Annotated in this window: 19 protein-coding genes; 3 read left to right on the plus strand and 16 right to left on the minus strand. The window is 59.7% G+C overall.

The window, feature by feature from the left end:
• Positions 1 to 5,054, minus strand: a 5,054-nt coding sequence (locus CSE6_RS25060) for a hypothetical protein (protein ID WP_202967615.1), incomplete at its 3' end; no start/stop codon positions are given.
• A gap of 90 nt (positions 5,055 to 5,144) precedes the next feature.
• On the opposite strand from CSE6_RS25060, the gene CSE6_RS25065 reads away from it, so the two are divergent.
• The gene (locus CSE6_RS25065) at positions 5,145 to 5,462 is read left to right on the plus strand and encodes a hypothetical protein (protein ID WP_059441792.1); all 318 of its coding nucleotides are present in this window, start codon (positions 5,145 to 5,147) and stop codon (positions 5,460 to 5,462) included.
• Positions 5,463 to 5,805: 343 nt separating this feature from the next.
• On the opposite strand, the gene CSE6_RS25070 is transcribed toward CSE6_RS25065, so the two are convergent.
• Positions 5,806 to 6,420: an NYN domain-containing protein gene (locus CSE6_RS25070; RefSeq protein WP_059441793.1), complete on the minus strand. Its 615-nt coding sequence runs from the start codon at positions 6,418 to 6,420 to the stop codon at positions 5,806 to 5,808.
• Between the two features lie 330 nt (positions 6,421 to 6,750).
• Here CSE6_RS25070 and CSE6_RS25075 point away from each other — a divergent pair, with 330 nt between their 5' ends.
• A complete protein-coding gene (locus CSE6_RS25075; protein ID WP_059441794.1) occupies positions 6,751 to 7,152 on the plus strand; it encodes a hypothetical protein in 402 nt (133 codons plus the stop codon).
• Positions 7,153 to 7,154: 2 nt separating this feature from the next.
• Here CSE6_RS25075 and CSE6_RS25080 read toward each other — a convergent pair whose 3' ends face one another.
• From CSE6_RS25080 to CSE6_RS25125, 10 genes are all read right to left on the minus strand, one after another.
• Positions 7,155 to 9,095 carry a hypothetical protein gene (locus CSE6_RS25080; RefSeq protein WP_059441795.1) on the minus strand — a complete coding sequence of 647 codons (1,941 nt, stop codon included), beginning with the start codon at positions 9,093 to 9,095 and terminating at the stop codon, positions 7,155 to 7,157.
• An 8-nt stretch (positions 9,096 to 9,103) separates the two neighbouring features.
• Positions 9,104 to 9,778 carry a DUF6682 family protein gene (locus CSE6_RS25085; RefSeq protein WP_059441796.1) on the minus strand — a complete coding sequence of 225 codons (675 nt, stop codon included), beginning with the start codon at positions 9,776 to 9,778 and terminating at the stop codon, positions 9,104 to 9,106.
• Positions 9,778 to 10,287: a hypothetical protein gene (locus tag CSE6_RS25090; RefSeq protein ID WP_059441797.1), complete on the minus strand. Its 510-nt coding sequence runs from the start codon at positions 10,285 to 10,287 to the stop codon at positions 9,778 to 9,780. The genes CSE6_RS25085 and CSE6_RS25090 overlap by 1 nt, the downstream gene beginning before the upstream one ends.
• 72 nt (positions 10,288 to 10,359) lie before the next feature.
• Positions 10,360 to 10,836, minus strand: a complete 477-nt coding sequence (locus CSE6_RS25095) for a hypothetical protein (RefSeq protein ID WP_059441798.1) — start codon at positions 10,834 to 10,836, stop codon at positions 10,360 to 10,362.
• An 85-nt stretch (positions 10,837 to 10,921) separates the two neighbouring features.
• Entirely contained in the window at positions 10,922 to 12,211 is a 1,290-nt protein-coding gene (locus CSE6_RS25100; protein WP_059441799.1) for a DUF4043 family protein, read from the minus strand.
• Between the two features lie 78 nt (positions 12,212 to 12,289).
• Positions 12,290 to 13,333, minus strand: coding sequence for a hypothetical protein (locus tag CSE6_RS25105; protein ID WP_059441800.1), 1,044 nt, complete (start codon positions 13,331 to 13,333; stop codon positions 12,290 to 12,292).
• Between the two features lie 336 nt (positions 13,334 to 13,669).
• Positions 13,670 to 15,412, minus strand: coding sequence for a hypothetical protein (locus tag CSE6_RS25110; protein WP_152668663.1), 1,743 nt, complete (start codon positions 15,410 to 15,412; stop codon positions 13,670 to 13,672).
• Positions 15,413 to 15,486: 74 nt separating this feature from the next.
• Complete coding sequence (locus CSE6_RS25115) at positions 15,487 to 17,757, minus strand: hypothetical protein (RefSeq protein ID WP_059441801.1); 2,271 nt, start codon at positions 17,755 to 17,757, stop codon at positions 15,487 to 15,489.
• A gap of 8 nt (positions 17,758 to 17,765) precedes the next feature.
• Positions 17,766 to 19,364: a terminase gene (locus CSE6_RS25120; RefSeq protein ID WP_034379962.1), complete on the minus strand. Its 1,599-nt coding sequence runs from the start codon at positions 19,362 to 19,364 to the stop codon at positions 17,766 to 17,768.
• A gap of 2 nt (positions 19,365 to 19,366) precedes the next feature.
• A complete protein-coding gene (locus tag CSE6_RS25125; RefSeq protein ID WP_238585811.1) occupies positions 19,367 to 20,170 on the minus strand; it encodes a terminase small subunit in 804 nt (267 codons plus the stop codon).
• Between the two features lie 440 nt (positions 20,171 to 20,610).
• Between CSE6_RS25125 and CSE6_RS25130 the strand changes: the two genes are divergently transcribed.
• Positions 20,611 to 21,507: a CFI-box-CTERM domain-containing protein gene (locus CSE6_RS25130; protein ID WP_152668664.1), complete on the plus strand. Its 897-nt coding sequence runs from the start codon at positions 20,611 to 20,613 to the stop codon at positions 21,505 to 21,507.
• A 109-nt stretch (positions 21,508 to 21,616) separates the two neighbouring features.
• On the opposite strand, the gene CSE6_RS25135 is transcribed toward CSE6_RS25130, so the two are convergent.
• From CSE6_RS25135 to CSE6_RS25150, 4 genes are all read right to left on the minus strand, one after another.
• Complete coding sequence (locus CSE6_RS25135; protein WP_152668665.1) at positions 21,617 to 22,168, minus strand: hypothetical protein; 552 nt, start codon at positions 22,166 to 22,168, stop codon at positions 21,617 to 21,619.
• A 33-nt stretch (positions 22,169 to 22,201) separates the two neighbouring features.
• On the minus strand, positions 22,202 to 22,771 hold the full coding sequence (locus CSE6_RS25140) for a hypothetical protein (protein ID WP_238585812.1): 570 nt from the start codon (positions 22,769 to 22,771) through the stop codon (positions 22,202 to 22,204).
• Positions 22,771 to 23,028, minus strand: a complete 258-nt coding sequence (locus tag CSE6_RS25145) for a hypothetical protein (protein WP_059441805.1) — start codon at positions 23,026 to 23,028, stop codon at positions 22,771 to 22,773. Before CSE6_RS25145 ends, CSE6_RS25140 begins: the two co-directional genes overlap by 1 nt.
• Positions 23,025 to 23,366, minus strand: a 342-nt coding sequence (locus tag CSE6_RS25150; protein ID WP_059441806.1) for a DUF1064 domain-containing protein, incomplete at its 5' end; no start/stop codon positions are given. The genes CSE6_RS25150 and CSE6_RS25145, both read right to left, overlap by 4 nt.

Here is a 23,366-nt window from a genome sequence, read left to right on the forward strand (position 1 = left end):
GCCATCAGCTGCTGCACCTTGGCAGAGCCCAGAGCCTGCAGCAATTGAGACAGCTGTGTCTTGGTGCGAACACCATCCAAGAACTGGACCTTGTCCGCCTCGATGGCATCCGCCAGATTGCGCATGGTGCCTGCGTAGGCCTTGCTGCCGCGCGCTGCGTCCTCGGCCGCATTGGCCATGCGTGCCCGGCGGGCGGTATTGGTCTTGCGGTCGGCCCCAAGCTGCTCGTCGGCGCCTTGGTCCAAGGCTTCCGCCATCGCGCGCAAGCGCTCTACCGTGGTCTGGCTCTTGTCATCCTCGAAAGCGTCGCGGCGCTGGTTGGCCAGATCCTGAGCCTGGGCTGTATCGCCGGCCACCAGCTTCTGGAACGCCTCAGCCGCTTCACGGGTACGGAACTGAAAGCCCGGTACCGCGCCATTGCCCCGATAGCTGCTGTAGCTGCCGCCCAGGCGCTTGGCGCTGCTGTTGAGGGTGTCGTAAGCATCGCGCTCAACGCGCTCGGCCAGCTGCACCACAAACAGGTCATGCCCATGTTTGGTGTGTTTGGTGGCGATGATCTCGCCGGCCGTGGTGTTGCCGGCGCTTTGCACCGTGACCCGGGCCCGGCGCTTTTCTGCCTCGCGTTGGTCCTTTGTCTGCGCGGCCTCCAGGGCATCAAACTGCTGGCGCTGCTCGGGGGTCAGGCGCAGATAGGCCGCTTGGCTGGTTTCCCCTTGATCGACCCAATGGCTCATGAAGCCGCGGAAGTCCTGCAAGGTCTTGGGGTTGGCCAGCGCATCAGCCTCGGCCGCACGCTTGGCCTTGAATTCGTCGCGCAGCGCCTTGATTTCAGCAGCCCGGGCGGCTAGGTCTTCGGCCGTGGTGTTGCCCACCAGCTCGCGCAGCGCCTGGGCCTTGTCGGCCTTGTTCTTGGCAATGGAGTCCGCCGACAGGAAATAGCTGCTTGGCCCATAGCTGCGGCCCAGCGCGTAGGTATCCAGCATCTTTTGATAGGCAGCCAGGACAATGGCGTCCTTCTTCTCGGTCCCCATCCGATAGGCAAACGCCGGGCCACCTGCGCGCAGCAGCTTGTCCTTTGTCAGCTGCTGCAGCTCAGACAGAACTGCATCCCTGCTGGCTTCCAAGTCAGCAAACGTGCTCTTGTAATCATCCAGCGCCAGCGTGCCAGCGCTTATGCCGTCCTCGATCTTGTTATGACGATCAAGGAAAGAACTTGCGGCGGTCGCTGGTGCTGGCTCCTTGGCTGCCTTTGCTACTTTGGCGGATGCCGCAGCGCGCATCGCACCTATGCCTTTGGTCAACTCCGGGTTTTCGGCGCGCACTTCATCAACCAGCGAGCGAATACGGGCCTTGGCCTGCTCCAAGGTTTCATCCCTGTCCTTGAGAGTCGGCACTAGCTCCACCTTGTCATCGGTCACAGGCGAGCCATCCGCCATCTTGAAAGTCAGGCTGCTGGGGTAGCCGTCACGGTCATAGCTGACACGGGTGATGATGGCGCTCTTGCCATAGGGCATGTTGTCGCCGCTCTTGAAGCTCAGGAACTTGAGCAGCGTTGCCTTGAGATCAGCGGCCTTTTTGTCGGCCTTCTCCTGAATCTTGGCGGTCACTGCATCCTGGTCAGCCTTCACCTGCTCCGGAGTGCGCGCGGCCAGCACGGCCTTGCTCGCGCGATCCGCGTTGTCACCGACCCAGCTATCAAAGCGCTCCATGGCCTTGTCCAGCGCGCTATTGCGGGCATTGGCCTGCTTGCTGTTGAGGTTGCCGCGCCCAGCAACAAACCCACTGTAAGCGCCTGCTCGCACACTCATCAGGGATCGGTACTGCTTCAGGTAGTCAGCGCGCAGGCTTTCTGTAGCTGCTGCCAAGGCATCGCGCTGGGCATCGCTGGTGGCGAGCTTTTCAGCAGCTGCACGCGCCGACTCCATGAACTGTTCAAAGGCCTGCTTGTCTCCATCGGCGCGACTGCGGCCCGAGTGGGAAATGCCGCTGTAGCTTTGCACAGCTTCGGACATAGGAAAGTCGCCACTATCAGGCTGCTCCTGCACAGAAGCGGCATTCGCGCTTGGCGAAGCCTTCACCGCTGCAAGAGCCTGCTCCACCGGTGCATCCAGCACAATGGCCTTGACCTGCTTGCCTTCCTCGGCTGCCGCGACTGCCTGGTGGTGGCCGTCAATGATGTGGCCATCACTCGACACGATCACCGCGCGGTCGCCGGTCGCGCTCTTGGCTGCCTCCACCTTGGACGGCGAATATTCAGCCTGGGTAGGCTTGAGCTGGGCCGCGTCCACGGTCGTGGTTTCGTGGGCAATGCCCTGGGCATTCAGGTGCTTGACCAGGCCGCCATGGTTGGCCGTAGGCACCTGGGGCATCTCGGCGCGTGGAATGCCCAGCGTGCCGGTCTCTGCCGCGAACGGCTTTTCATCGCCCACGGGCTGCGCTGCAGGCTTCGCCGGCGCTTCTCCGGAGACAGCAGCAGGCGCCGCGCTCGCTACGCTTTCTGCAGCATCTTGCACTTTACTGGCAGACGCTACAAGCGGCTGCACCAGAGAATCCATCAGCTTGTCGCGGATCTTCTCGCCAATATCCGGCCATGCCCGCGTGTGCAGGTTCTTGCGTGCAATGGGGTTCAGCCCGGGCGCGGTGGCCGTCACGGCCTGGCGCTCTACCGTGGTCATGCGCGTCCAGCGCTCGCTGGCATCGAGCTGTCGCTGGCGCTGCGCTTCACGCTCTGCATTGCCTTCGCGCGCAATCTGTGCCGCCTTGCCTACGGCTGCCTGGGCTGTGCCGGCTGCTTCCGAAACTTCCGCTTGAGCTTTCGCAAGGCTCGCGCTCTGATCTTGCGCTCCAGGGTTCGCAGCTGGGGAGGTGCCATTGCCTACCCCTTGCCCTGCATCTTGGCCAGCTTGCGCTGCTCCTGCTTGCGCAGGTTGCGCGCTGCCTTGCTGGGTTTGATCGGCTTGAGAGACATTGCCATTTGCTCCTGATTCAATAGCTATCAGCGGCTTTTGCGCAAGCGCTTGGAGTGCTTTTTCCAGTTTCTTGGTGCGCTTGTGGCTGGGCCCGTAATGGGCAATGGCCTGCTGCAGCTCCTGCTCGCTCATGTCGGGAATCTGCTTGGCCAGGATCTGGTTGATGCCCGTCAGCTGCACGGGTGCTGGCGCGCCTGCAGTCGAAGCGCCGCGCCCCTGACCGCCGGCGGCCTGCAGCTCCAGGCGGGTGAGCTGGGTCTGCAGCGCATTGCGCTGGGCAGCCCTATTGCCATCCCAGCCCTGTGTCGCGCCCTGCTGATTCATGAAGGCGATGCGGCTCTTGAGCTCGTCCATCTGGGCCTGCAGCGATACCTCACCGGTATCCGGATCCACACCGGCGGGCACCTGTGGCGCGGCCTGCTGCTGTTCCAGCACTGGCGCAGCCTGGGGCTGCAGCACAGGGGAAGCGCCTGAATCCACCGCCATGGCCGCCGCCTTGGACAGCGCGCCGGCCTTCGGATTCAGTCCCATGCGTTGACTCAGCGGCGCCTGGGGCTGCCCCTCGCCCACCAGGCTCAGATTGCCCGTATCCCATTGGCGCGGCGGCTGCTCGTTGGACAGCGGCTGCAGTCCGGTTTCGACCTCAATGCGGCCGGAATCCAGTTGGGGCGGCATCATCACGCCGGCTTTGTCACGCAGCGCGTCGTGATCCAGCACGGGGGGCACGGCCGCCGGCTGCGTGCTTTGCAGGCTCAGACCACCGGTATCAAACTCGCGCTCAAAGGGAATTTCCTTGCCGACAGCCTCGGGAGCCGCGCCCGGCAGGGTTTCATAATCCAGATTTGGAGCATTGGCCGGGGATGCAACCGCAGTACCTGACTCAGCAGCCTCGGCCGGCGCGGCGCCTTCACTGGTCGTCCAAGCCTGTGCTTCTGGCTGCTGCGCGGCGGCTGCCACCGCAACTCCAGTTGCGTCTTCAGCAGTTTTCAGGGCATTCGCTGCCGCCTCGTCCCAGCCCCTTACCCACTGCGCCTTGGCTACGACGCTCTTGATCGAATCAGGCGGAGTGCGCGCCTCACCAGAGGCAAAGGCAGCTGCTCCCTCGCCATGCCGGCGTGTCGCACCCTTGTGAGCCATACCCTCCACCGCGCCGAAGCCGCCTCCCATCGGAGCTGAGGCCAGGCCTTCCAGTGCCGCCTGTCCGGCAACACCCTGCCAAGTTGGCACATCGAAGCCTTCGCCCTGCAAGGCCGTGTTGGACGCATGCCGCTCCTGACCGCCTTGCAGCATTTCCATCGGGGCTTCTTTGGCCGCGCCCGCAACTGCAGAGCGCACGACTCCCGGGGCCACCTTCTCAGCAGCCTCGGCTGCCAATCGCTGTCCAGCCAGTCGCCGGACAGCGCTCTCAGCACCGGTGCCACCTGCTGCCGCGCCCAGCACACCGCCCAGAGCAATACTTCCCGCATTGGGTCCTGCGTACGCCTGGGCAGCATCGGCGCGCTTGGCGGCTTCCGCCTCAGTCGCACCCGCATCGAGGTGCTTCTGCTTCACACTGTCATGAATCTGCCCCTTGATGCCGCCGACACCTTGGGCGGCGCCCAGTCCCACCTGAGCCGCGCGCGCGGCAATGGCAGGCACAGCACCACCACCAGTCAGCAGGCCGGCCGCCAGCGTGGGGGCAGAAGTGCCCAAGGCATTCAGCGTGGTATCAAGTGGCGCGTCGGCAAAGCTGCCGGCATAGGCTTTCACCTCTTCCCAGGTGCTGCCCGAGTCCTCTGCCGCCTTGATCTTCTCGGCACGCTCCTGCTTCTTGGCTTTGGCGTAGGGAGAGGAAAGATCGGTCAGCGCATCCGTGGCCTTACCCAGCGCGCGCGATGCGACGTTGTCCGCGCCCGCCACATCCGTGAGCATCTTGACGCCCTGGGTGATCCCCGATCCCAAAGCAACGGCCGAGTCTCCAGCGCTGCGCAGCAAGCCAGGGGCTTGCGGTGGGCCTGATATAGCGCCGCGCTCCCAATCAGGCGAGGCCTCCGAGGCCGTTGCGTTGCTGGAGAGGGTGCCTTTTTCCCAGTCTGTTTGTGTCATCCCCCAATGACACCTCACCCCTGGCTGCAGGTCGAACCCTAGCGGGGTGGGTAATATCCCATACAAACTGAAGACGCAAAGGAGGGATCAATGGTTCGGGACTTGTTGCATCGGGCAGCGTTTGAGAACAAGGGGGAAACCCAGGTTCGAGTTATGGCTCAGAGGCAGGATGCCATCGGGCGCGAGGCGGTTGCCTGGCTCGAAGAGCAGAAAGCACTACGAGAAGCTGAAGCTGCAAAACTACGTGATGCCCGAGAAGAAGAGACGCTTCAGCTTGCCAGGCAGGCCAATGACATTGCCGAACGCTCAGCCGCAAGCGCCGAAAAGTCAATGAAGGCGGCGCGCATCTCGATCGCGATCGCCGTCATCTCCGCACTCATTGCGGGCGCGAGCTTGATCCTGACTTGATGTACATCCTCGCGCAAGCAGGTCAACGCCGCGCGCGATGTGATCCTGTAGCCACAGTAGATACTCACGATCTGCCAGCTTGCCTGTATTGACTCGCTTGGCTTCATTCATCGCCCGCACGGCGACCAAAACAGCGACAACAGTGGCAGCCAGATTGAGGACAAAAACCAGCTCGATAAGGTAAGTGCTCATGAGTCAATGACACCTCATGCCAGGTGAAGGCGTCGAACCCTAGCAGGTGGGATAGAGGCATAGGCGCAGTGCGTTCGCATCTTTTGCTGCAAAAGATGGGCATGAAAAAGCCCGCCAAAGCGGGCCCATACTCAATGCGACATGGTTTATGTCAGCCGTTTATCTCCAAGATCACATCCGAGTGTTCGCGCATGCTTTCCTTCACGCCATGGCCAAGCGTCACCAAGAAAAGCTGTGCGCCCTCTCTTCTAGCAAATTTCATGGCAGGAACGAAGTCGCTATCACCAGTGACCAACACAATGATTCCTGCTAGGCCTTTGAGCGTCAACGCGGCGATATCCATACCGAGTCGCATATCAACACCTTTTTGGGTGATGTTCGGCTGGAGTTGATCTGCATCGATAGTGATCTGCGCTTCCTTGGATCCAAGCGCCTTTTGACGAACGCGCCACCCATTGAAGGAAAGCTCACCCATGCGCAAAGCGAAGAAAGGTGCACGGGCAAGATCGGTATAAAGGGCGGTCATTCGACCAACGAGATCCTGCTTACCGAAGTCCATCTGACCGCCCTGCAGCGGACGAGTCACCACATCTTCAAGTGGCTTGGAATCGTAGTAATAGACACGATGCAACTCATGCCCTGCAAGGCATTCGTGTCCTCTGATATGGGCTACTAAGTTCGTGATCTCTGCTGCTGTCGCAGGCTTTTGGCTGCTGCCGAGCTTTCTCTTGACAAATCCACCGTCAATAAGGATCGCGTACTTCATAGTCTCCCAAAAAAGATTGGCCGCCTGACGGGTCGAAGTGCAAAGACTTCTGTTATATGTCACCCGAGAGGCAGCCGTTTTTTATGGCGCATGCTTAGCAATTTGCTAAGAGCGTGGTCTGATTGTACACATTAATAAAAAAATGCACACAACTCTTGTAGAAGTTGTACCCCAAGAAGGAAGACCTATCGTTGTACATGGGACCACCCTCTGTTTCACTACAAGTTGCACGCCACGGCATCCGCTCCTTCGATTCACATCGATCGACAGATAGTTTGCAAGTTCAATGAAATCAAACTGCTCTGCTACAGTGCCTTTGCAGGAGGGAACATGCAGACAACTACAGCCACACAGGCAACGCCAAGACCGCTCATATTTGCCCGTCACCTGATCGGCATGGGGATCGTTGCGCTGGCCAACCCGCTGATCTACTACAGCGATAACCCAACTCGCGCCTGGCTTGAGACTTGGCTGCACCCCATCGTATTCGCACTAGTTGCATTCGGCCTGTATGCGTTGTTCCTCACCAAGCGCGCCAAACAGGCATGGCCCAAGAGCTTTTTCATCCTCGCTTGGGTGCTGCTGGCGCTGCTGGTGGCAAGCCCCTGGATCAACACGCCACGCTCCAATCCCAGCACAGTTCAAGCTAGAAATGGCGCACCAACTGCGGAGAAGAGTGCCCAGAGCGTTGATTGGGAAAAAGGGGTGCTAACCCCTCCGTCCAAGCCCTAGCACTACCCTCGCGGCACCCACTGCTTGCCATCCCATACAGCTTGTCGTCCGGCCACCGTGGAAACGGTACCGACCGGCCTGGTTGTAGGGTCAGCAAGTTCTGGCTTGATTGCTCCATTTGCTTTCTGAGTATCAGCGCCCATCCGCCTCATTTCCCCAGTTCGCTCATTGACCGCGCCCAGAATGCTTTCGGTCTTGTTGCCCTGGGCATCAGTGCCGCCCTGCAGCGCGACTGCCTTCCAGCTATCCGAATCCTTGCCTGAGTAGGCGCGAATCTGCGCAGCAATCGCGGCCTGTTCCTCGGGAGTCTTAGCGCTCAGATACTGATCTTGCAGCTGGCCGATACGCTCGGCAGCGCGGATCTGCGGCGCGCGCAAGCGTTCATCGTTTGTGATGCGCTGGGCATCCAGCTGGTTGCGCTGGGCACCCAGAGCCAGCTGGCCCAGCCCCAGACCGATCTGCCCTTGTGCACGGCGGTCTGCTCCAGCCTCGGCCATGGCTGCGCGGCGCAGACCGGCATTGACTTCATTGGTACGCATCTGAAAATCAGGCACTTTGCCCTGGGCGGCCAAGTCGGCGCGGCTTGCGTCCAAAAAGTTCTGCGCTGCCGGGTTGTTGGCCGCACCTTTGCCGCCCCAGCGCTGGGTGTTCATGATCGAGCTGGCCGATGTCTCCAGATTCTTGAGCCGCTGGCGCGCCGCCCAGTCATTGCCGCTATGCGCCACGGCTGGGGCACGCAGGCCAAATCCACCCTCCTCGGTGGAACCTCCGGCAGCAGCCTGAGCTGCATTGGAAGCTGCAAGGTTGTCGGCCGCAGCCAAATTCCGCGCATTGGGCTTGCCCGTGAATCCAGCCGGGAAGCCCATACCACTGGCTTGGTCGCTGTACTGTCCGCGCCCATGGTTGTACACACCCTCCGGCAATTCACCGCTGGCGCTGGCAGCCGTCGCGGCCTGAGCAGCGCGCGGCGCGCTGCCTACCGTGTTCGTCAGGCCTGGTTGGATCGCGGCTGCCGCAACAGGAGCCGCAGCTGGCTTGGTGCTTGCTGCAGGGGCAGTTCCAGGCGTGGTGGCTGGTGAAGCCGGTTGCTGCGCTGCATGGGCCTCCGAACCGATCAAGCCGCCCGCAAAATTACCGACCGCATTGACCACGGGCGAGCCGACCTTATCCGCAAGCTCGACGCCGTACATACCCAAGCCTTGGACAGCAGTACGGGCAGCGGTACCGGCGGCTTGCGCATAGTTGCCAGAGCCCCACTGGTCGCGCATTTCCTGTGCACGATCCTGCATGTAGAGCTCAGAAGGTCCAGGCGAACGGGTGGCGACAGCGGGAGCCGCGACGGGCGGTGCTGGATTGACTTGGGGCCCCTGGGTTGCATCAGATGCACCGGCAATCGAGGCAACGGGAGCTGCAGCAGGTTGAGCAGCAGGAGCAGGCTGCACTTGTGCCTGCGTTTGCCGGCCAGGCTGCTGCCCGATGGCATCTGGAACTTTGGCAATCTGGCCGCTGCTTCCGAACTGGTCGCGCCCGAAGCCTGCACCTGAGTAGACCGGCACCCCTGCGCTTGGGCTGGCCTGCGGAAAGGTATTCGTTGGCGATGCCTGGCCGCCGCTCGAGCGCTGCAACTGATCCTCCGGCGCGCCGCCGTTGGCAAAGAACACCTCGGGCTTGAGTCCCAACTGTGGCGCAGCCTGGGTTTGTGGCGCGCTGGCCTTTGGGGAATTCAGACCGAACGATGCTTGCACTGGGGTATGAGTGGCATCTACCACGCCCTGAAGTGCTTGCTTACCGCCCATGGCATGCACAGTATCGGGCGGCAGCACGAATTCGCCCGGCTTGAACATGCCAGGAATGCTGTCGGGCGCCTGGTTCTGGGCTTGGGCTCTGGCTTTGTCCAGCTTCGCGCCCTGGTCTGCGGGGATGGGTTTGGACAGTCCGAACATGCGGTACCTTAAAAAATGTAGGTCGCGTTGACCTGGGGAACATCGTGGCGAGTGGCGCGGCGCAGATCCGCATCAGGCCGCGCGCCAAAGTAGCCGGTAAAGGCCGCCTCGGCCGTGGCCGCGCGCTGCGGGTCAAACCCGTCGCTATCAGGCTGACTGAAAGCCCGGTGCAGTGCCCAATACACCAGATGCTGGTGGCTGGCCGCGTGGATTTCCGGCTTGTCGGTATCGTTGGCCAGGGGTTTGAGCGGCAGGCGGTAGGCCTCCAGCGTCAGCACCCCAGCCTCGCGCGGCGTGGGCACCAGGCGCAGCGCGCCCTCGGTCTGGATGGCATACATCGCATCGCAATCCAGGCGCACACGCCAGTCGGGGTGGTGTCGATCCAGCCATTCGCGCGTCACCAGATCCACGGCTTTGCCGCGATGGGCCGCCGCGCTCGGCTGCCAGTGCAGATGCGCGATTTCATAAACCTTGGCGTGGAGCTGATACGAGGCCTGACCCGCATTCACCACAATGGTGGTCACCGCTGGCGTGCTGTCATCGAGCAGCAGACGGCCGCGCACGGCTGCCTCGTCCTGGGCTTCATTGAGCCAGCGCGTTACGGTTTCGTCTTCCCACAGATAGGGCTCCAGCTTGTCGGTGGAGTCATCGCGGAAAGAGGCAATCAGGTCCTCAAGGTTCATCAGCGCACCCCGAACTGGTGAATCAGGCCGTTGACGGTGATACGCATGTCGTCCACTTTGACCTTGGCGTCAAAGGCGTGGTCGTACTTCTTGGCGTACTCGGTCAGCGCTGTTTTGTTCATGCCTTGCACGGTGATCAACATGGCTTCGCGCTGGTCGTCCACTTCCTTGGCCTTGTCGTCCAGGGCTTGCTGCTCAAGCGCTGCAATCTCTTGCTCAGTGAGCTCAGGCTTCTGCGCATTGGATGGGTCGCTGCTTTGATCTGCAGTCAGCACCGCGCCCTGCTCCAGGCCTTCAGTGCCGTTTTGCACTTGGCCCAACTGCTGCTGTTGCTGCTGCTCGGGCACCACGGGCTTGAGGTCTGCCGTGCGTTTGAATTCCACAAACTTGAGCAGAGGCTTGGCGATGGCCTCGCTCACCAGGCGCTCCTCTTCGGGCTGCCAGATGTGACCGGTAGCGCGGTCGCGGTAGATTTTGCGGCCGGTATAGGTAATGCGTACAAAGTTCATGATGCTGGGGAGTGTTTAGATGGACGAATGCGGGCGCTACCCGAAGGCAGGCCCGCATCCTGGGAGCGCTCTTTACAGGGCGCCGGTGGAGATGACCTGCAGCACCACATCGACGCGGGCCGCCTTGGCGTTGGCCGCGCCCGAAGTGGTCAGCACCAGATAGGCATCCTTGGGCAGGGTCACAGGCGCCTTGGTGGATGTGTTGCGCAGGCGCGCGGCGGCGGCCAGATCCAGAGCCGCGCCGAAGTAGGTCGCATCCTGGGGCATCTTGGCGTCGTCCACAGCATCGACGTATTCAAAGCCCAGGTCGCCCTTGACAGTGGCAGTCAGGCCAGTGGACACGACAGCCAGGGCATCCACCAGCGTGGAGCCGGCAGGGATGATGCCCAGTCGCACCTTGTCACCCACGGCCAGAGGCGCATTGGAGTCAGCGTCCAGCGCGCCGCCGTTGGCGCCGGTCTTGAGAATGAAATGCAGGGCATTGAGGTTGCCCCAGGGAGTCACACCGAGCTGGTTGCAGTGCTTTTGAGAGTTGGTCACGGTGGCCATGGTCGGCTCCTAGATTGAAACGAGAGGAATCACACCATCCAGTCAGGCAAAACGCCGCACAGTGGCCGCGCCCTGCTCTGCCGGATTACTGGCGCGCGCCGATGATGGGCACTGCGGTATCGAGGGCGATCACACCGTGGTCGGTGTAATGCTTGGTGCCATTGCCTTGGTCAACGGCCCAGCGCACCTTGGATGTGCCCTGGATGGCGCCAATCAGCAGCTCCATCTTGTCGTCGTGGTCGAATTCCTTCTCCTTCCAGAAGAAGGGCATGCCACCGTGGCGGCTGGATGCAAACGCCTGGGCCAGAGCCTGGCCGCCCAGCAGCAGCGCGCGATCCACGGCATGGGTCGTGCCGAAGCTGGCCGGCACGATGCAGGAGCTTTCCTGATCGCTGATGTTGCTGGCGCAGTACTTGATGGTGTCACCCGCATAGAAGCGGATGGGGCGCGGCTGCTTGCAGATCAGAATGCCGTTCCACAGACCCACTTCGCCCAGGAACAGAGGATGACGCTCGGCCTGGCTGGCGCGGGTAAGTGCGTTGGCCTGGAATGCGCGGAAATCCTTGTCCTGCGAGAACTGGTGATATTGAGCGGGGCTCACCATCAGCATGCGCAGAGGAGAATCGTCGGCGGCTTGGTCTCCGGGCAGACGGATCGCAGGGGGCGGCAGCGCGATGGACTCCACCAGCGTGCGGCACGCATCCACAATGGTCATCGTCAGCGCGTCAGAGGACTGAATATCCATCTCGCCCGCATTGACGCTGAAGCCGCGAATCGCATCGCCATCGGCAATGTAGTGGCGGTTCTTGGTGGGAGCCAGCACGGGATTGACCGCAATGGCCTCAAAGTCCGCGTGCTCTTCGGTGGGGATGGCCCACTCGATGTTGTTGTGGAAGCCGCGCGCGCCGGCCAGGTGCATCAGCGATCCCTGGTCCTGGTAGCGATCCATCAGGCCTTGGGCGATGGGACGGCCGATCTTGCGAAACTCGACGGGAGAGCGCAGGTCGGTCATGGTGTCGCCCACATCCACAGGGAAACGCGCCTGGTTGACGCGCACACGGGCCTTGTCCAGCGACACGCCCGTGCCCTTGCCCTCGGCCATGCGGGCACCCATGATGGGGTACGCGCCTACGGGCTGCACAAAGTGGAATTCCACCTCATCGCCCTTGCCGCGCGACAGGTCAACGGTACGCACGATGGGCATATCGTTGGTGGTCTGCTTGCGCAGCGTCGCAGCTGCCGAGCCCTCGCCCTTGGGCATGGTGCCCACCATCTGGTTGAGCTTGGAGTTGCGCTGCATGGACTGCGCGAACAGTCCGGCAGCTTGTACGAACTGCGCATTGGACGAGCCTGCGCCTACACTGGTCTTGGACATATCAAGTCCTCCTGCTATGGGACAAGGGCGCTCTCATCACGAGATGGCCCGGGAAATGGTTTGTGGCTCGCCTGACGGCTACACCACGCTATTCATCAGACTGGTCTGGCGGTCGCGGGGCAGGCTGCTCATGTACTCCAACAGAGCGGCCGGATCGCTGGCCAGCGCAACTGCGCGTTCTGCCTCCGTGCCTGCGGGCGCCGCTCCGGGCAGACTCGACAGGCTCACGGGGGGTTCGGTCTTGGCATCGGCCAGGGCCTTGGCCACTGCTGCGGCCGTAGGATCACCAGCAGCCGCGCCTGCCGCGCCCGCATGGAACTGCTTGAACTGGCCGAGCAGGTCAATCACATCCTGGGCGGTACCCGCTTGCAGGGTGCGGTCAATGGCGGCTTGCATGTATCCAGGCTGACCAGACTTCCAGCTGGCGAACTCCTTGGATTCAGCGACTTCAAAGGCATCCTTGTGCGCGTCCAGAATCTTCTGGGCGTGCAACTGCTCTGCCGTCACGGCCTGCTCACGGGCTTGCGCCTCGCGTTGGGGTGCCAATGCAGCCTCCACTCGCGCGGCGACTTGATCGGCAACCAGCTTGTTAATGCCGGCTGCAATGTCTTCTTCGGAAAAGCTCCCGAACAGAGAGGCGTCAGCGCCACCGTCCACCAGGCTCTTGGCCGCTGCCAGGTTCTGGTCGGCCTGGGTCGGTGCCTTCCCGGCATCCGCACGGGCTTGGGCTTCGGCCTGGCCTTGCTGCAGATTGGCAGCCTGTGCGGCCGTCATCTGCTCCAGCTGGGCGCGCAGTTGGTCGCGCTCGGCAATGGCCGAATCGCGTGCGGTGCGTGCCTCTGTCAGCTTTTCATAGGGGATGGTGTAGCCTCCGGACTTGCTGGCAATGGGCGCGCCTTCGTGCTCTTCCTGAGCCGATGCGTTTGCGACAGTGCCTGGTGTGGTGGCTGTGTTGGCGGCTTCAGCGCCGGCGACAGCTTCGGTCGCTGCCTGGGTGCTCTCGGCATTTGCCGGGGCGGCCGTGCCTTCGGGTGCAGAAACGCCAGAAGACCCGGAAGCATCCGCATCCAGATCCAATTCGCCTGCAAAGGCTGCTGCCAAGAGTTTTTGAGCTTCGTTCACTCTGTTGTGCTCCGTTCCCAGCTATCCGGCTGGGCCTGTTGGTGGGGCACACCGATTCGAGGATCAGGCCAGGGCCGAAGCCCTGACCATCACACTCTCCAGCGGTGGGAATGGGCCGACTCATCACGAGTGGGCTGTATCTATTCGCTTTCGCGCTTCGATGGATGAAGTATGCGGCGGCCTGCCGCGCGCTGCGAACTCTAGTGGGGTCTCAATGATTTATAAGAAAGTCCTATGAGCATGCCCATGTTGGCCAATGACATCAACTGACCCAAGCCAACAAGCTCAAACTCGGATCTAGGCTTTAAAGGTGGACTGACCTCGATCAGTCGCCACTCATTCAATGACCTCAATAGGCACGGAAATATCCGTCATCTCCAGTCCAGGAATTGCACCACGAGGGCTTGCATTAATTCGTATGTAACTTCTATCTCCTATCACTCCACCACTGTTAACTGTTACATCAATCCTAGATTTTCCTCGGCCAGTAGCTTGACTAAATGCAAGAAAACTTGGCGGAGAGTAAATAGCCCAGTTCACTATCAACGGAGTGCTCGTAGACGTTGCTCCACCCAATCCGCCAGAATCAATATCAAACTGCAAGGTCTGACCTTTCTTGATTTTCAATAAATTTTCTGGAGCAACAGGATCTAGCTTTTCCGATCCATCTTCATTTTTGGATACCTTCTGAACGGTCAACTTTGGCAAAGAGAAATCAGTTTTCAAACCCTCTTTATCCTTAGGCTTGACTTCATACTTGAACAATTTCGTTGAAGCTATTGGAATCAGCCCTGGCGCTGAATATCCGTATCTCCCGGAGTATTCATCTACATAAAGACTTATGATCGAATTTGATTTATCAACCTTAGAAGTAGCAGGAAATTTAAAAATAGCCCACACAGTAGAAGTGAACGGTCCCACCGTCGTCGGATCTTTATCCCACAGATCACCAAAATAGCCATCCCCCGTTGCATGACCAAAATCAAATTTAACAGATGAATTATCAATTTGAGCAGCTTTAATCTCAACAGCGGAATAGCTATAACTTACTGAAAAATCAGCACTCACACTCCCCTCGCCACCCGGCCCCTTATCCGATGCAGATGCCTTTATACCAGCGCCAATTTTGAAGGATGTAGATTTATTCCTAAGCGTCGTCAGTGGCGCAAATTCTTCAATAATTCCATCCGAGGCGACTCCGTTCGTCACTTTTTTCAAATGAAAGCGCAGAGACTCTTTATTATTAAAATAGGCACACTCAATCCACCTAGTACATAAGACAGAGGTTGGATTTGAGCCGATTTTTGCTCTCACCAAATAATACTCGAAAGAATCAACCCCATTGAGCCTATAGACGTCAAAGTTGGCAGAGCCCGTATGGACCACTTCTTTCTTACTGCTAAATCTCTTAACAAGTCCATCAGATTTAGTGATGTATGACGAAGTGCCGAGATTCGTCCATACAGCGCCTGGGTTAGCTCCACCCTTGGAAGTATCTGCTGGCGAACTTTCGCTTAACCCCTTCAATGCCACAGTAGTTTTATGCTCTGAATACTTGGAATTCAGTTCTGAAAGACATAACTGAAGATTGGACTCCAATTCGTTCGCATCCACACCTGATACAGCACAATTCCAAGGCGTAGACTCCAGCTCACTGTCCAGTATTTTTGCAACAACAACGAGTGTCTCTGAATCTATTTCAGCGGGTTCAGCCGCTGCTACTTCTTCTTGGTTTATTGAGCCATCTAGCAACATTGCGTCAGATTCAGAATATGAAATATTTATAGCTGAGCTTTGATTCAAATTCCAAGGACTCATAGAATGAGGCATCACAACAGCATATCCAGCCTTGTAATATTTAAAAATATCACACTTGTTTTTATGTGAAGAATCGCCATTTTCAATTCTGAATACTGGATGATTGTCCTGAAATGGAATTTCAACCTCTCCATTGCAATTCAATTCATTAGAATTTGATACTTCACTCTGTGAGGAGGTGGTGGATGAATCGCCTCCGCCACACCCATTTAGAGATGCAAGGATTAATAAAGAAGTAAATATAGAACTGAATTTATTCATAAAAGTAGAACGCCATAGAGTCCTGCCACTTTAATCCGCCGCCCCCCTGGAATTATTTCAAATCAGACTGACACTCATTTTGAAGAATTGCCAAAATTGTCGGCAACGCTGAACGTTTCCACCCCCTGCATTCCAGTCCTCCCAACAGCGGGCACAGGCGGAAATGTCGGGCTGGTATTGGCTTGGCCAGCCGCAACTTCCTGCAGCATCTCAGGGCTTGGCGCCGCGCCACCGGGTAACAACTGCATACGCTGACCAGAACCTGCCAGCACACCACTGGGGAAATTCGGGTCATCGCCGCCAGGGTTGGGCGCCTTGTAGCCTGCGCCCTTCATGATTTCGTCCGCGATGGGCGCGATCATCGGCATCTGAGCCACCTGGGCACCGCCCTGCATGGCGCTGTACGCTGCCTGCACGCCTACCTGCACCTGCTGGGCCGCCAGCAGCTTCTCGCGCGCCGCCACTTCGCGCTCGCGCAGGTCCAGCTCGCGCACCTTGAGGTCGCGCTGCAGCTCCTGCTCGATCTGCTTGCGCAGCTGCTCGGGATCGGTCTGCTGGGTCGCTTCCTTGATCACCTTGATGATTTCTTCCTTGCGCGGCAGGTCCATCAGATCCAGCATGAACGGCATCACCACCTGCTGCATCTCAGGCGGAAAGGCCTTGACGGCTTCGGATAGCGCCGCGAGCTGCTGGGCGCGGAAACTGGATGACGATGGCACATCCGACAAGGCCACCTTGAGCCGCGTGCGCTGCACATCGTTGGACAGATAGCGCAGCCCGCCCTCTTCCACCACTTCATTGAGCACCACGGTGCGGGGTGGATTGATGGTGTCGCCCTCGATCACGATCACCTCGCGTTCCTCTCCCAGGTCCTCGATCTCCAGTGCCAGGATCAGCTCGCCCACCATGGCGCGCCCTTCCTTGAAGTTGTCCATCAGGTCAGCAATGCTGATCTGCGACTGCTCCACCTGGGTCTGTTCCTGCACTCCGCTGGTCGCTGTGCCCTGCTGCCCCTGAAAAGCCGCCGTGATGGATCCAACACGCTGCAATGACGCGCGGCTGTCGGCCATCATCTGCAGCTGCTGGTTGTTGAGCTGAAAGTCGCGCTTGACCTCAAAGCGCGCGCCTGTCTGGGACATGGCTGTGGGGTCCAGCACAATATCCGCGTCCGGTCGGGCAATCTGGCGCCGGAATTGCTCGTCCGTCATCGCCACCGCTCCCTTGGTGCGTTCGGTGCGGGTGCTGGCCATGCCCCAGCGCAGCTTGGCAATGGAACTATTGAGGTTGTCCTGCGGAAAGATCATGTCGCGCACCAGGCCGAACGGTACGCGCGTCATATCCTCACGGTAACCCCAGAACGGCACATATGGGAAATGCGGGTGCGGATAGGGGCTGGCGCTGTCATGCAGCATGTGCGGCCCCATCCAGTAGGAACGGCGCATGCGTGCCACCGTGGCGCGCTCCAGCTTGCCCTGGCCTGCAGCCACCGCGGCCCGATGGGCTGGGTTCGCTGCATCAAACTCGACCACCCGGCCGCCGCGCATCTTGAGCAGCACCACATTCACCCAGCGGCGGTACCAGAGCTCACCCAGGCACACCTCGTCCGACTCGTGGCGGTACCAGGCCTGCTCGCGCGTGGTCCAGGCGCGATTGGCATCGGCAGCCGAGAGCAACCCGGTCGATACACCACCCTCGGTGACATAGCCGCCGTAGCCACCCAGGCCACTGACGGTCTGCGCCTGCATGATCAGCTGCGCCATGTTCTCAAAGGCGCGCGCGGTGCGCTCCTTGCTGATGAAGCGCTCGCGCAACAGCCAGCGCGCATCGGACAGATCCTTTTCAGAGGAGCGCATATCCCAATGGATTTCATTGCGGTGGATGTAGTGGCAGCGGGTCTTGTACTCGAGCGGGTTGCTGCTGCGCGCCACCTCGACCCAGCCCAGGCCCACGGCCGCCTGGGGCTTGAATGCCTCGCTCATGGCCGCGTCTGCCTTGGAAAAGCGCTCGGCCTGGTTGAGCCGGTAGTTCAGCGCGTCGGCCACATCCTTGCCTGTGGGGTCGCCGTCCGGGGTCACTCGCCAGTCTGTGCGCGTCTTGGCCTCAAACCCGCAGATAGCCGCAATGGCCGGGCCAATCACGTTCTCTTTGGCCGGCGGTACGCCGGTGGCCTGCAGTCGCTTGAGCAGTTCGGTGCTCAGCTGGTTGCCATCGGCATAGTCGGCCTCCTTGTCGGCTGCCGCGCGCCAGGGTGGCTGATCAATGCATTCCTGCACGATCTTGGCGTATTCCAGCACGGTCATGGGCTCACCCAGATCCGCGTTTTGAGGGGGCTTGATGTATTGCATGGTTGCTCTCACGCGCGCCAATCGGGCGCTTCAGGTTCTTCGTAGCTGGAATGGCTGGAGCCGTAGCTGTCATCGCTCGGGATGTACAGCCCGGTTTCCTTCGCCTGGGCCCACTGCCGGTGCGCGTCCGCGCCTTCGGTGCATCCATTGGCCTTGTCTGGCTCATTGATGAACTTGGCCAAGGCAGTGCTGTATTTCTTCTTGTAGCCGCGCAGGCGCTCGACCCCAAAGGCGCAGCGCTCCTTGTCGTACCAGGCGCCCTTCATGTGCTTGCGCAGGGTGTTGATGCCGGTCTGCAGCTCTGTGATGCGCGGCACGATGACAAAGCTCTGACCTGGCATCAGCGCCTGCAGCTGCTCCTGGGTGGACTTGTTGTAATCGCCCAGACGCTTGTGCGCCGCGTCGTGTGGCAGGTAGTGCTTGCCGAACACATAGCCCAGACCCTGCAGGTGGCGCACGTAATGGCGCAGATCCTCGTCGTGCTCTTCGTAGTAGTCGATGAACCGGTCTTCGCCGCGCAGGGACTGGGCAAACCAGATAGCGCAGCCATCGCTCGCGCCAATGTCCCAGAAGGTGTACACAGGCAAATCCAGCACTGGTACCTTGCAGATGCCGCCGCGCTTGGTGACAACCTGCAGCACCTTGGTGAGATAGTGGCCTTCCGTGGACTGCTGGAATGCTTCGGCTGGAGTGCTTGGGTACTCCTGCCACATGCGTTCTTCGCGCCCTGCGAAGTCGGCAGCCTGGGTGGCCACATACCAGGCGCGCTGGTCCAGGTCGATGGTGCAACCGGCCTCTTGCTCGATACGCTCAAAGTATTCATGCTGCTCTGGCGTGATTTCCACCAGGGAGCTGTCCATGCGGTAGTTCGGCTCTTGCCACCAGGCGTAGAAGTGGAAACGGTAGTCGCGCACGGTCAGCTTGACGTGCGTGTAATGCAGCGTTTCGGCGCGGCTCGATAGCTCGTAGAACTCGCCGTTGGCACCCTCTGCAGTGCTCTCGATCACCAGAATGCCGTTAGTAGGAACTGCCGGGATTGAACCCGTCATCACTTCCTTGGCTTTCTCGGGATACTTCGCGCAGATCTTGCCGAACTCCGAGATATGCAGGCGGTGGATGGTGCCCGATCGCATGGATGTAGCCACACGCACCGAGCTATTGTTGTGCGCAAAAAGCAGCTCCGTCGCGCTGTCGCGCTTCAGAGGAAAGCGCTCGCGGATCTCATCGGGCAGGTTGTTATACGCATAGCGCACCTTGTCCCGAAAGATCACCTCAGCGGCTTCGCGGTCCTGGGCGATGATGCCGCAGCGCTGGTCAGCGTTGAAAAGCGCATGGTCCAGCCAAAGGATGGCAATCAGGGTTGTGAAACCCAGCTGACGCGCCTTGAGAATGATGTTGCGATGCCAAAGACGTTTCAGGAACCGCTTCTGAGCGCGATTGGGCTTGAAGGGCACCGAATACGCATCATCGTCCCCGTCGCCCTTGATCATGATCTTGTAGAGGCACCCCGAAAAGATGCGCCACTCAGGATCAGCCAGGCAGCGCTCCAGCTCCTCTGGGTTGCTCGGGATCTGATTCAGGGGGGTGGTGTGCACCAGGCCGGCCATGCTCAATCGTCCTCGTCATCCTGCGCGGACTGATTGGGATCGACTGGCAATGACGAAGGCGCTGCCTGCTGAGCCGGGCGCTCCGGATCCTCTGCAATCGGCGTGAAGCCGTTGTTGCTATTCGATGCCACGCGCATCAGCAAGGCCTTGAGCGGGTCGGTCTTCTGCTCGTTGTCGCGCTCGTACAGGCCAAGGTGCTTGAACAGCTTTTCCATGGCTGCGGCCTTGTCATGCACCTGGATCTCTATGCCGTGCTTGCCGTGCTTGGCGCCCGCATAGAGGGACAGTGCCGCCGGCGACAGGGTTCTGGTGTCCTTGAGCACCACGCGACTTTGCCCGTCACCAAAGCACTCAGGGCAGGTTGGGTGCGGTGGCTTGAGAGGGGTGTAGCCAATGCCGCCTTGGTGCTCGAAGGCCTCTAGGTCATTGCCAGAAGAAACCCACTGCTCAACGTCATAGTTCATTTCCGCCACAGTGCGCTGCCACTTGTGGCCCTCGCCATGACAGTGGCGGCAGCAGCCGATCTTGACCTCCACCAGCTCCCGGGCGTCTGCCGTTGCGATGTACCAGGCTTCTGTGACCACTCGGTCTGCGGTGATCTGGGTGCGCTTCTGCTGCTCTTGCCTTGCTATCGAAATTGCAGCTTGAACACTAACATTTACCAACAGGCGGCCCGCTTGCTCGTTAGCGGTGGCCTTGCTGTAGCCCGCGCGGATGGCTGCCTGAGTGGCATTGCAATCGACTAGGTACTCATCGACAAAGCGCTGCTGCTTGACGGTCAGGCGGCTGTGGTGCGCGTCCCGCATGGGCGCGGCTTTGCCTGCTGACTTCCTTTTGCCTGCAGGCTGCTTGGGGGACTTCGATTTTTTAGGGGGTTCTCCGGGCCTCTTACCCGCTGGAATGGGTGCCATGCCCAGGATGCTGCTGGGCATGGCTTTGGGTGTCGAACCCTAAAAGGGTTGCCTGTACTTTGACTTGGGGTCCCATGTTGATAAGCCCAACATCGTTGGTTGAGCCAACAGACAGAAGTTGCGTCAAACATGACCAGACGTATTTCAGAGTCCTGGTTGGAACTTGCAATCTGCGTGAACATACAACTCACATCATTTTGTTACAGGGCATAATTTGGTGGTGCTCTCGGCTCAGAGCCAAAGCTGACAGTACTCGCTTATTAGTGGAGAAGATGGAGACCGCCTTAAGCCGAGCAGCTATCGATTTAGAAATTTCAACCGATGAATGAGGTCCTATGGGATTGATCGCACTTGCTTGCTCTAAATGCTCAGCCAATCTCGAGGTTGACGAAGGCGCTTCAACATACACGTGCAAGTACTGCCACACCAAGCATGAGCGCGACTACTCCAACGGAGCAACGCCCACTCCTGGATCTCTTGAGGTCATGGCAGACCGAGCTCTTGTAAATTCGGAGTTTGGAAAGGCCATGCAGTTCATTGAGCAAGGGCTGGCCATTGATCCTCATCATCCCGGCCTTTTGAACTTGGAAGTCAAGGCGCGCCAAGGACTTGCCTCATTGGCTGACGACTACCTGGAGCAAACCAATGAGGAGCTCAGGCAGATCGAGAACCGCGGGGAAGCAGAAAATTACAGCCTTCAAGCGCAATTTATTCTCAATGAGTTGCAAGCCAACAAAAAGGTTTACGGCTCAAATTCTGCACTTACCGGAGCCACGCCCGCAAACGTGGACCTCGCATTGCAGTACATCAATCGATCGCTAGAATTATTTCCTGATACCCCCGCCTATCTCAATCTCAAGGCTCTATTGTTGTGGGAGGGTAAAGGCTCTAAGGAAGAAGCAGGTGCTCTTCTTGAAAAGGCTGCAGCCCTTAATCCTCGTGACATCAACATTCAAAATAACCTGAGCGCACTGAAGTCATCTCCATGCTTTATCGCAACGGCGGCGTATGGCACCCCATTTGCTCAGGAGATTGATGTTCTGAGAATCTGGCGAGATAAGTACTTGGCGAAATCCATGTGGGGACGCAGCTTTGTAGCAGCCTACTACCGCACAAGTCCGCCAGTCGCTGCCTTCATTTCCAAGCGTCCAAAACTTAAGGGTCTCACACGCCTACTTCTTACGCCCTTAGTTAGGCAACTAGCCAAAAAGCACTCAAGCAATCAACATTGATCGAACGATACAGGTATTCGTCAATGATTGCGTGCAGGTAGCACGATACCGAACATCCCCCGAACCGAACGCTAGATTTCGGTTCGGGCGATGCAGGCTTCAAGCCACTCTATATCTCCAGTACCTGTTGACCAGCGTTGGCCAGCTGTTTTTGAAATAGCAATTTATACCGACGCTCCGAGTCATGCAGAGCTCGGGAAATCTCCGCCATCCTTAACTCCACCTCCTGCACGCGCTCCAGCGCAGAAGCCTCCAGCGCTTTGCCTGCCAACATGGGCGCCAGCTGCCGCGCCTCTGCCGGTACCAGCGTCATAACCTCGTCGCCCTTTTCGATCTTGTAAACCCCGTTTGGCATGACCGTGCACGAGACAGCCTGTGCGGCCACATGCTGGTGCAGCGGCCGGTAGCACTGCTTCAGCGGGCTGATCATGCCCTCGCCTCGCAGCACCTTGATACGGTCATCCACCGTGGTGGGCTTGAGCCCCGTCATGGACACAATGCGCTCGCGTGTGGGCTCTCCGCCGGCGTCGTGAATCTGCCTGATTGCCTCAAACACCAGCATGAGCGTCGGCGTTTCCTCCGTGGTCCCAAGGTCCACGCCGCCATCACGGGCGCGGTGTGTCGATGTTCCAGAGGTTTGCTTTGCTTGTGTGGAATTCATTGATGCTCCAGGGTAAATGGTTCGATACGCTTATCAGGCCCACAGGGGCAGCTTCTTGGGCCATAGCCCAGCCTTCAGGATTTGCTCGCGGGTGAAGCGGGCGGCTTCGATGCCGTACTCGCGGTGAGCCTGGCGCCCTCCGCTCTCCAGCAGTCGGTAGTTGTCGTAGGCCACATGGCAGCCCTCGATGCCAGGACGGCTGCAGCAGAGCGGGAAGCCAGTGCGGTCGTCTGTCTTCAGGCCTAGGCCCTTGCCGTAGTTGAGATGAGCATGCTGGCTGTAGCCGCTGATGCCGCACCAAAAGCAAGGCAGTTCTGCCACCAGACGGCGGTAGGGCTCGCTTTCGATGGCGTGCTCTTTCATCACCACGATGCCTGTCGTGCCAGCGCCGGGCGCCATGGTCACGTTCCCAGGCACCAGGCTGGCCGTTGCAAGGGCGCTCTCGATCTGGCGGGCGGCGCGTTCGGCAAGGCGCCGATCACGGCTTCCAGCCTGGTAGAGCTCGCAGTGGTGGCTCTCGTCCCGCTCATCACGGAGCCCAGCGCCAGCCCAGCTGCCACGAGACTTGAAGCCCTTGCCGGGATTGAGAGGCTTTCGGCGCATCAGTACCATGCACGCCCCCAGTCCTCTACAGGCACCAGAAAGCCGTAGTCGTTAAACACGTAGACGGTGCGAGCGCCCGCCTGCACTCGGTTGCAGCAGCGGTTCTCCATCCACCGCTCAATGAGGTAGCGCCCGTCCGCCAGGCGCTCATATTCCGGCCACACCAGCCGCGTGATGCGTGAGGCGCTTGGCGGCTTGCGCTGGCCAGCCAGCGGCACGACCTTGCCAAAGAAGGCGGGGTTCAAAGGCTGGATCATTTGACCAACCTCACTTCCAGGCCCAGCAGAGCCTTCATCAGGTGGCGCTTGAGCTTGAATTCGGGGGTCAGCACACCCTTCACGTCCTCGATCACCTCCACGCCCTTTTCCACATAGACGAAATCGGCCACGTAGCGAATGGCCTTCTTGACGCGGCTCGCGTCGGAGTACTTCACGGCGGGCACCAGCTCATAGGCCACTTGGCGGCGCAGCTCGGTGATTTCCCCTGCGCGCAGCTGCATGCACAGATGCCCCCAGCGACGGGCCTCGGCTCGGCTGTCGAACTTCACACCATCGGGGGTGACGGTCTTCTTGTTGCCGTACTTGGCTCCACCGGC

The sequence above is a fragment of the Comamonas sp. E6 genome (assembly GCF_001010305.1).
Lineage (GTDB): Bacteria > Pseudomonadota > Gammaproteobacteria > Burkholderiales > Burkholderiaceae_C > Comamonas > Comamonas thiooxydans.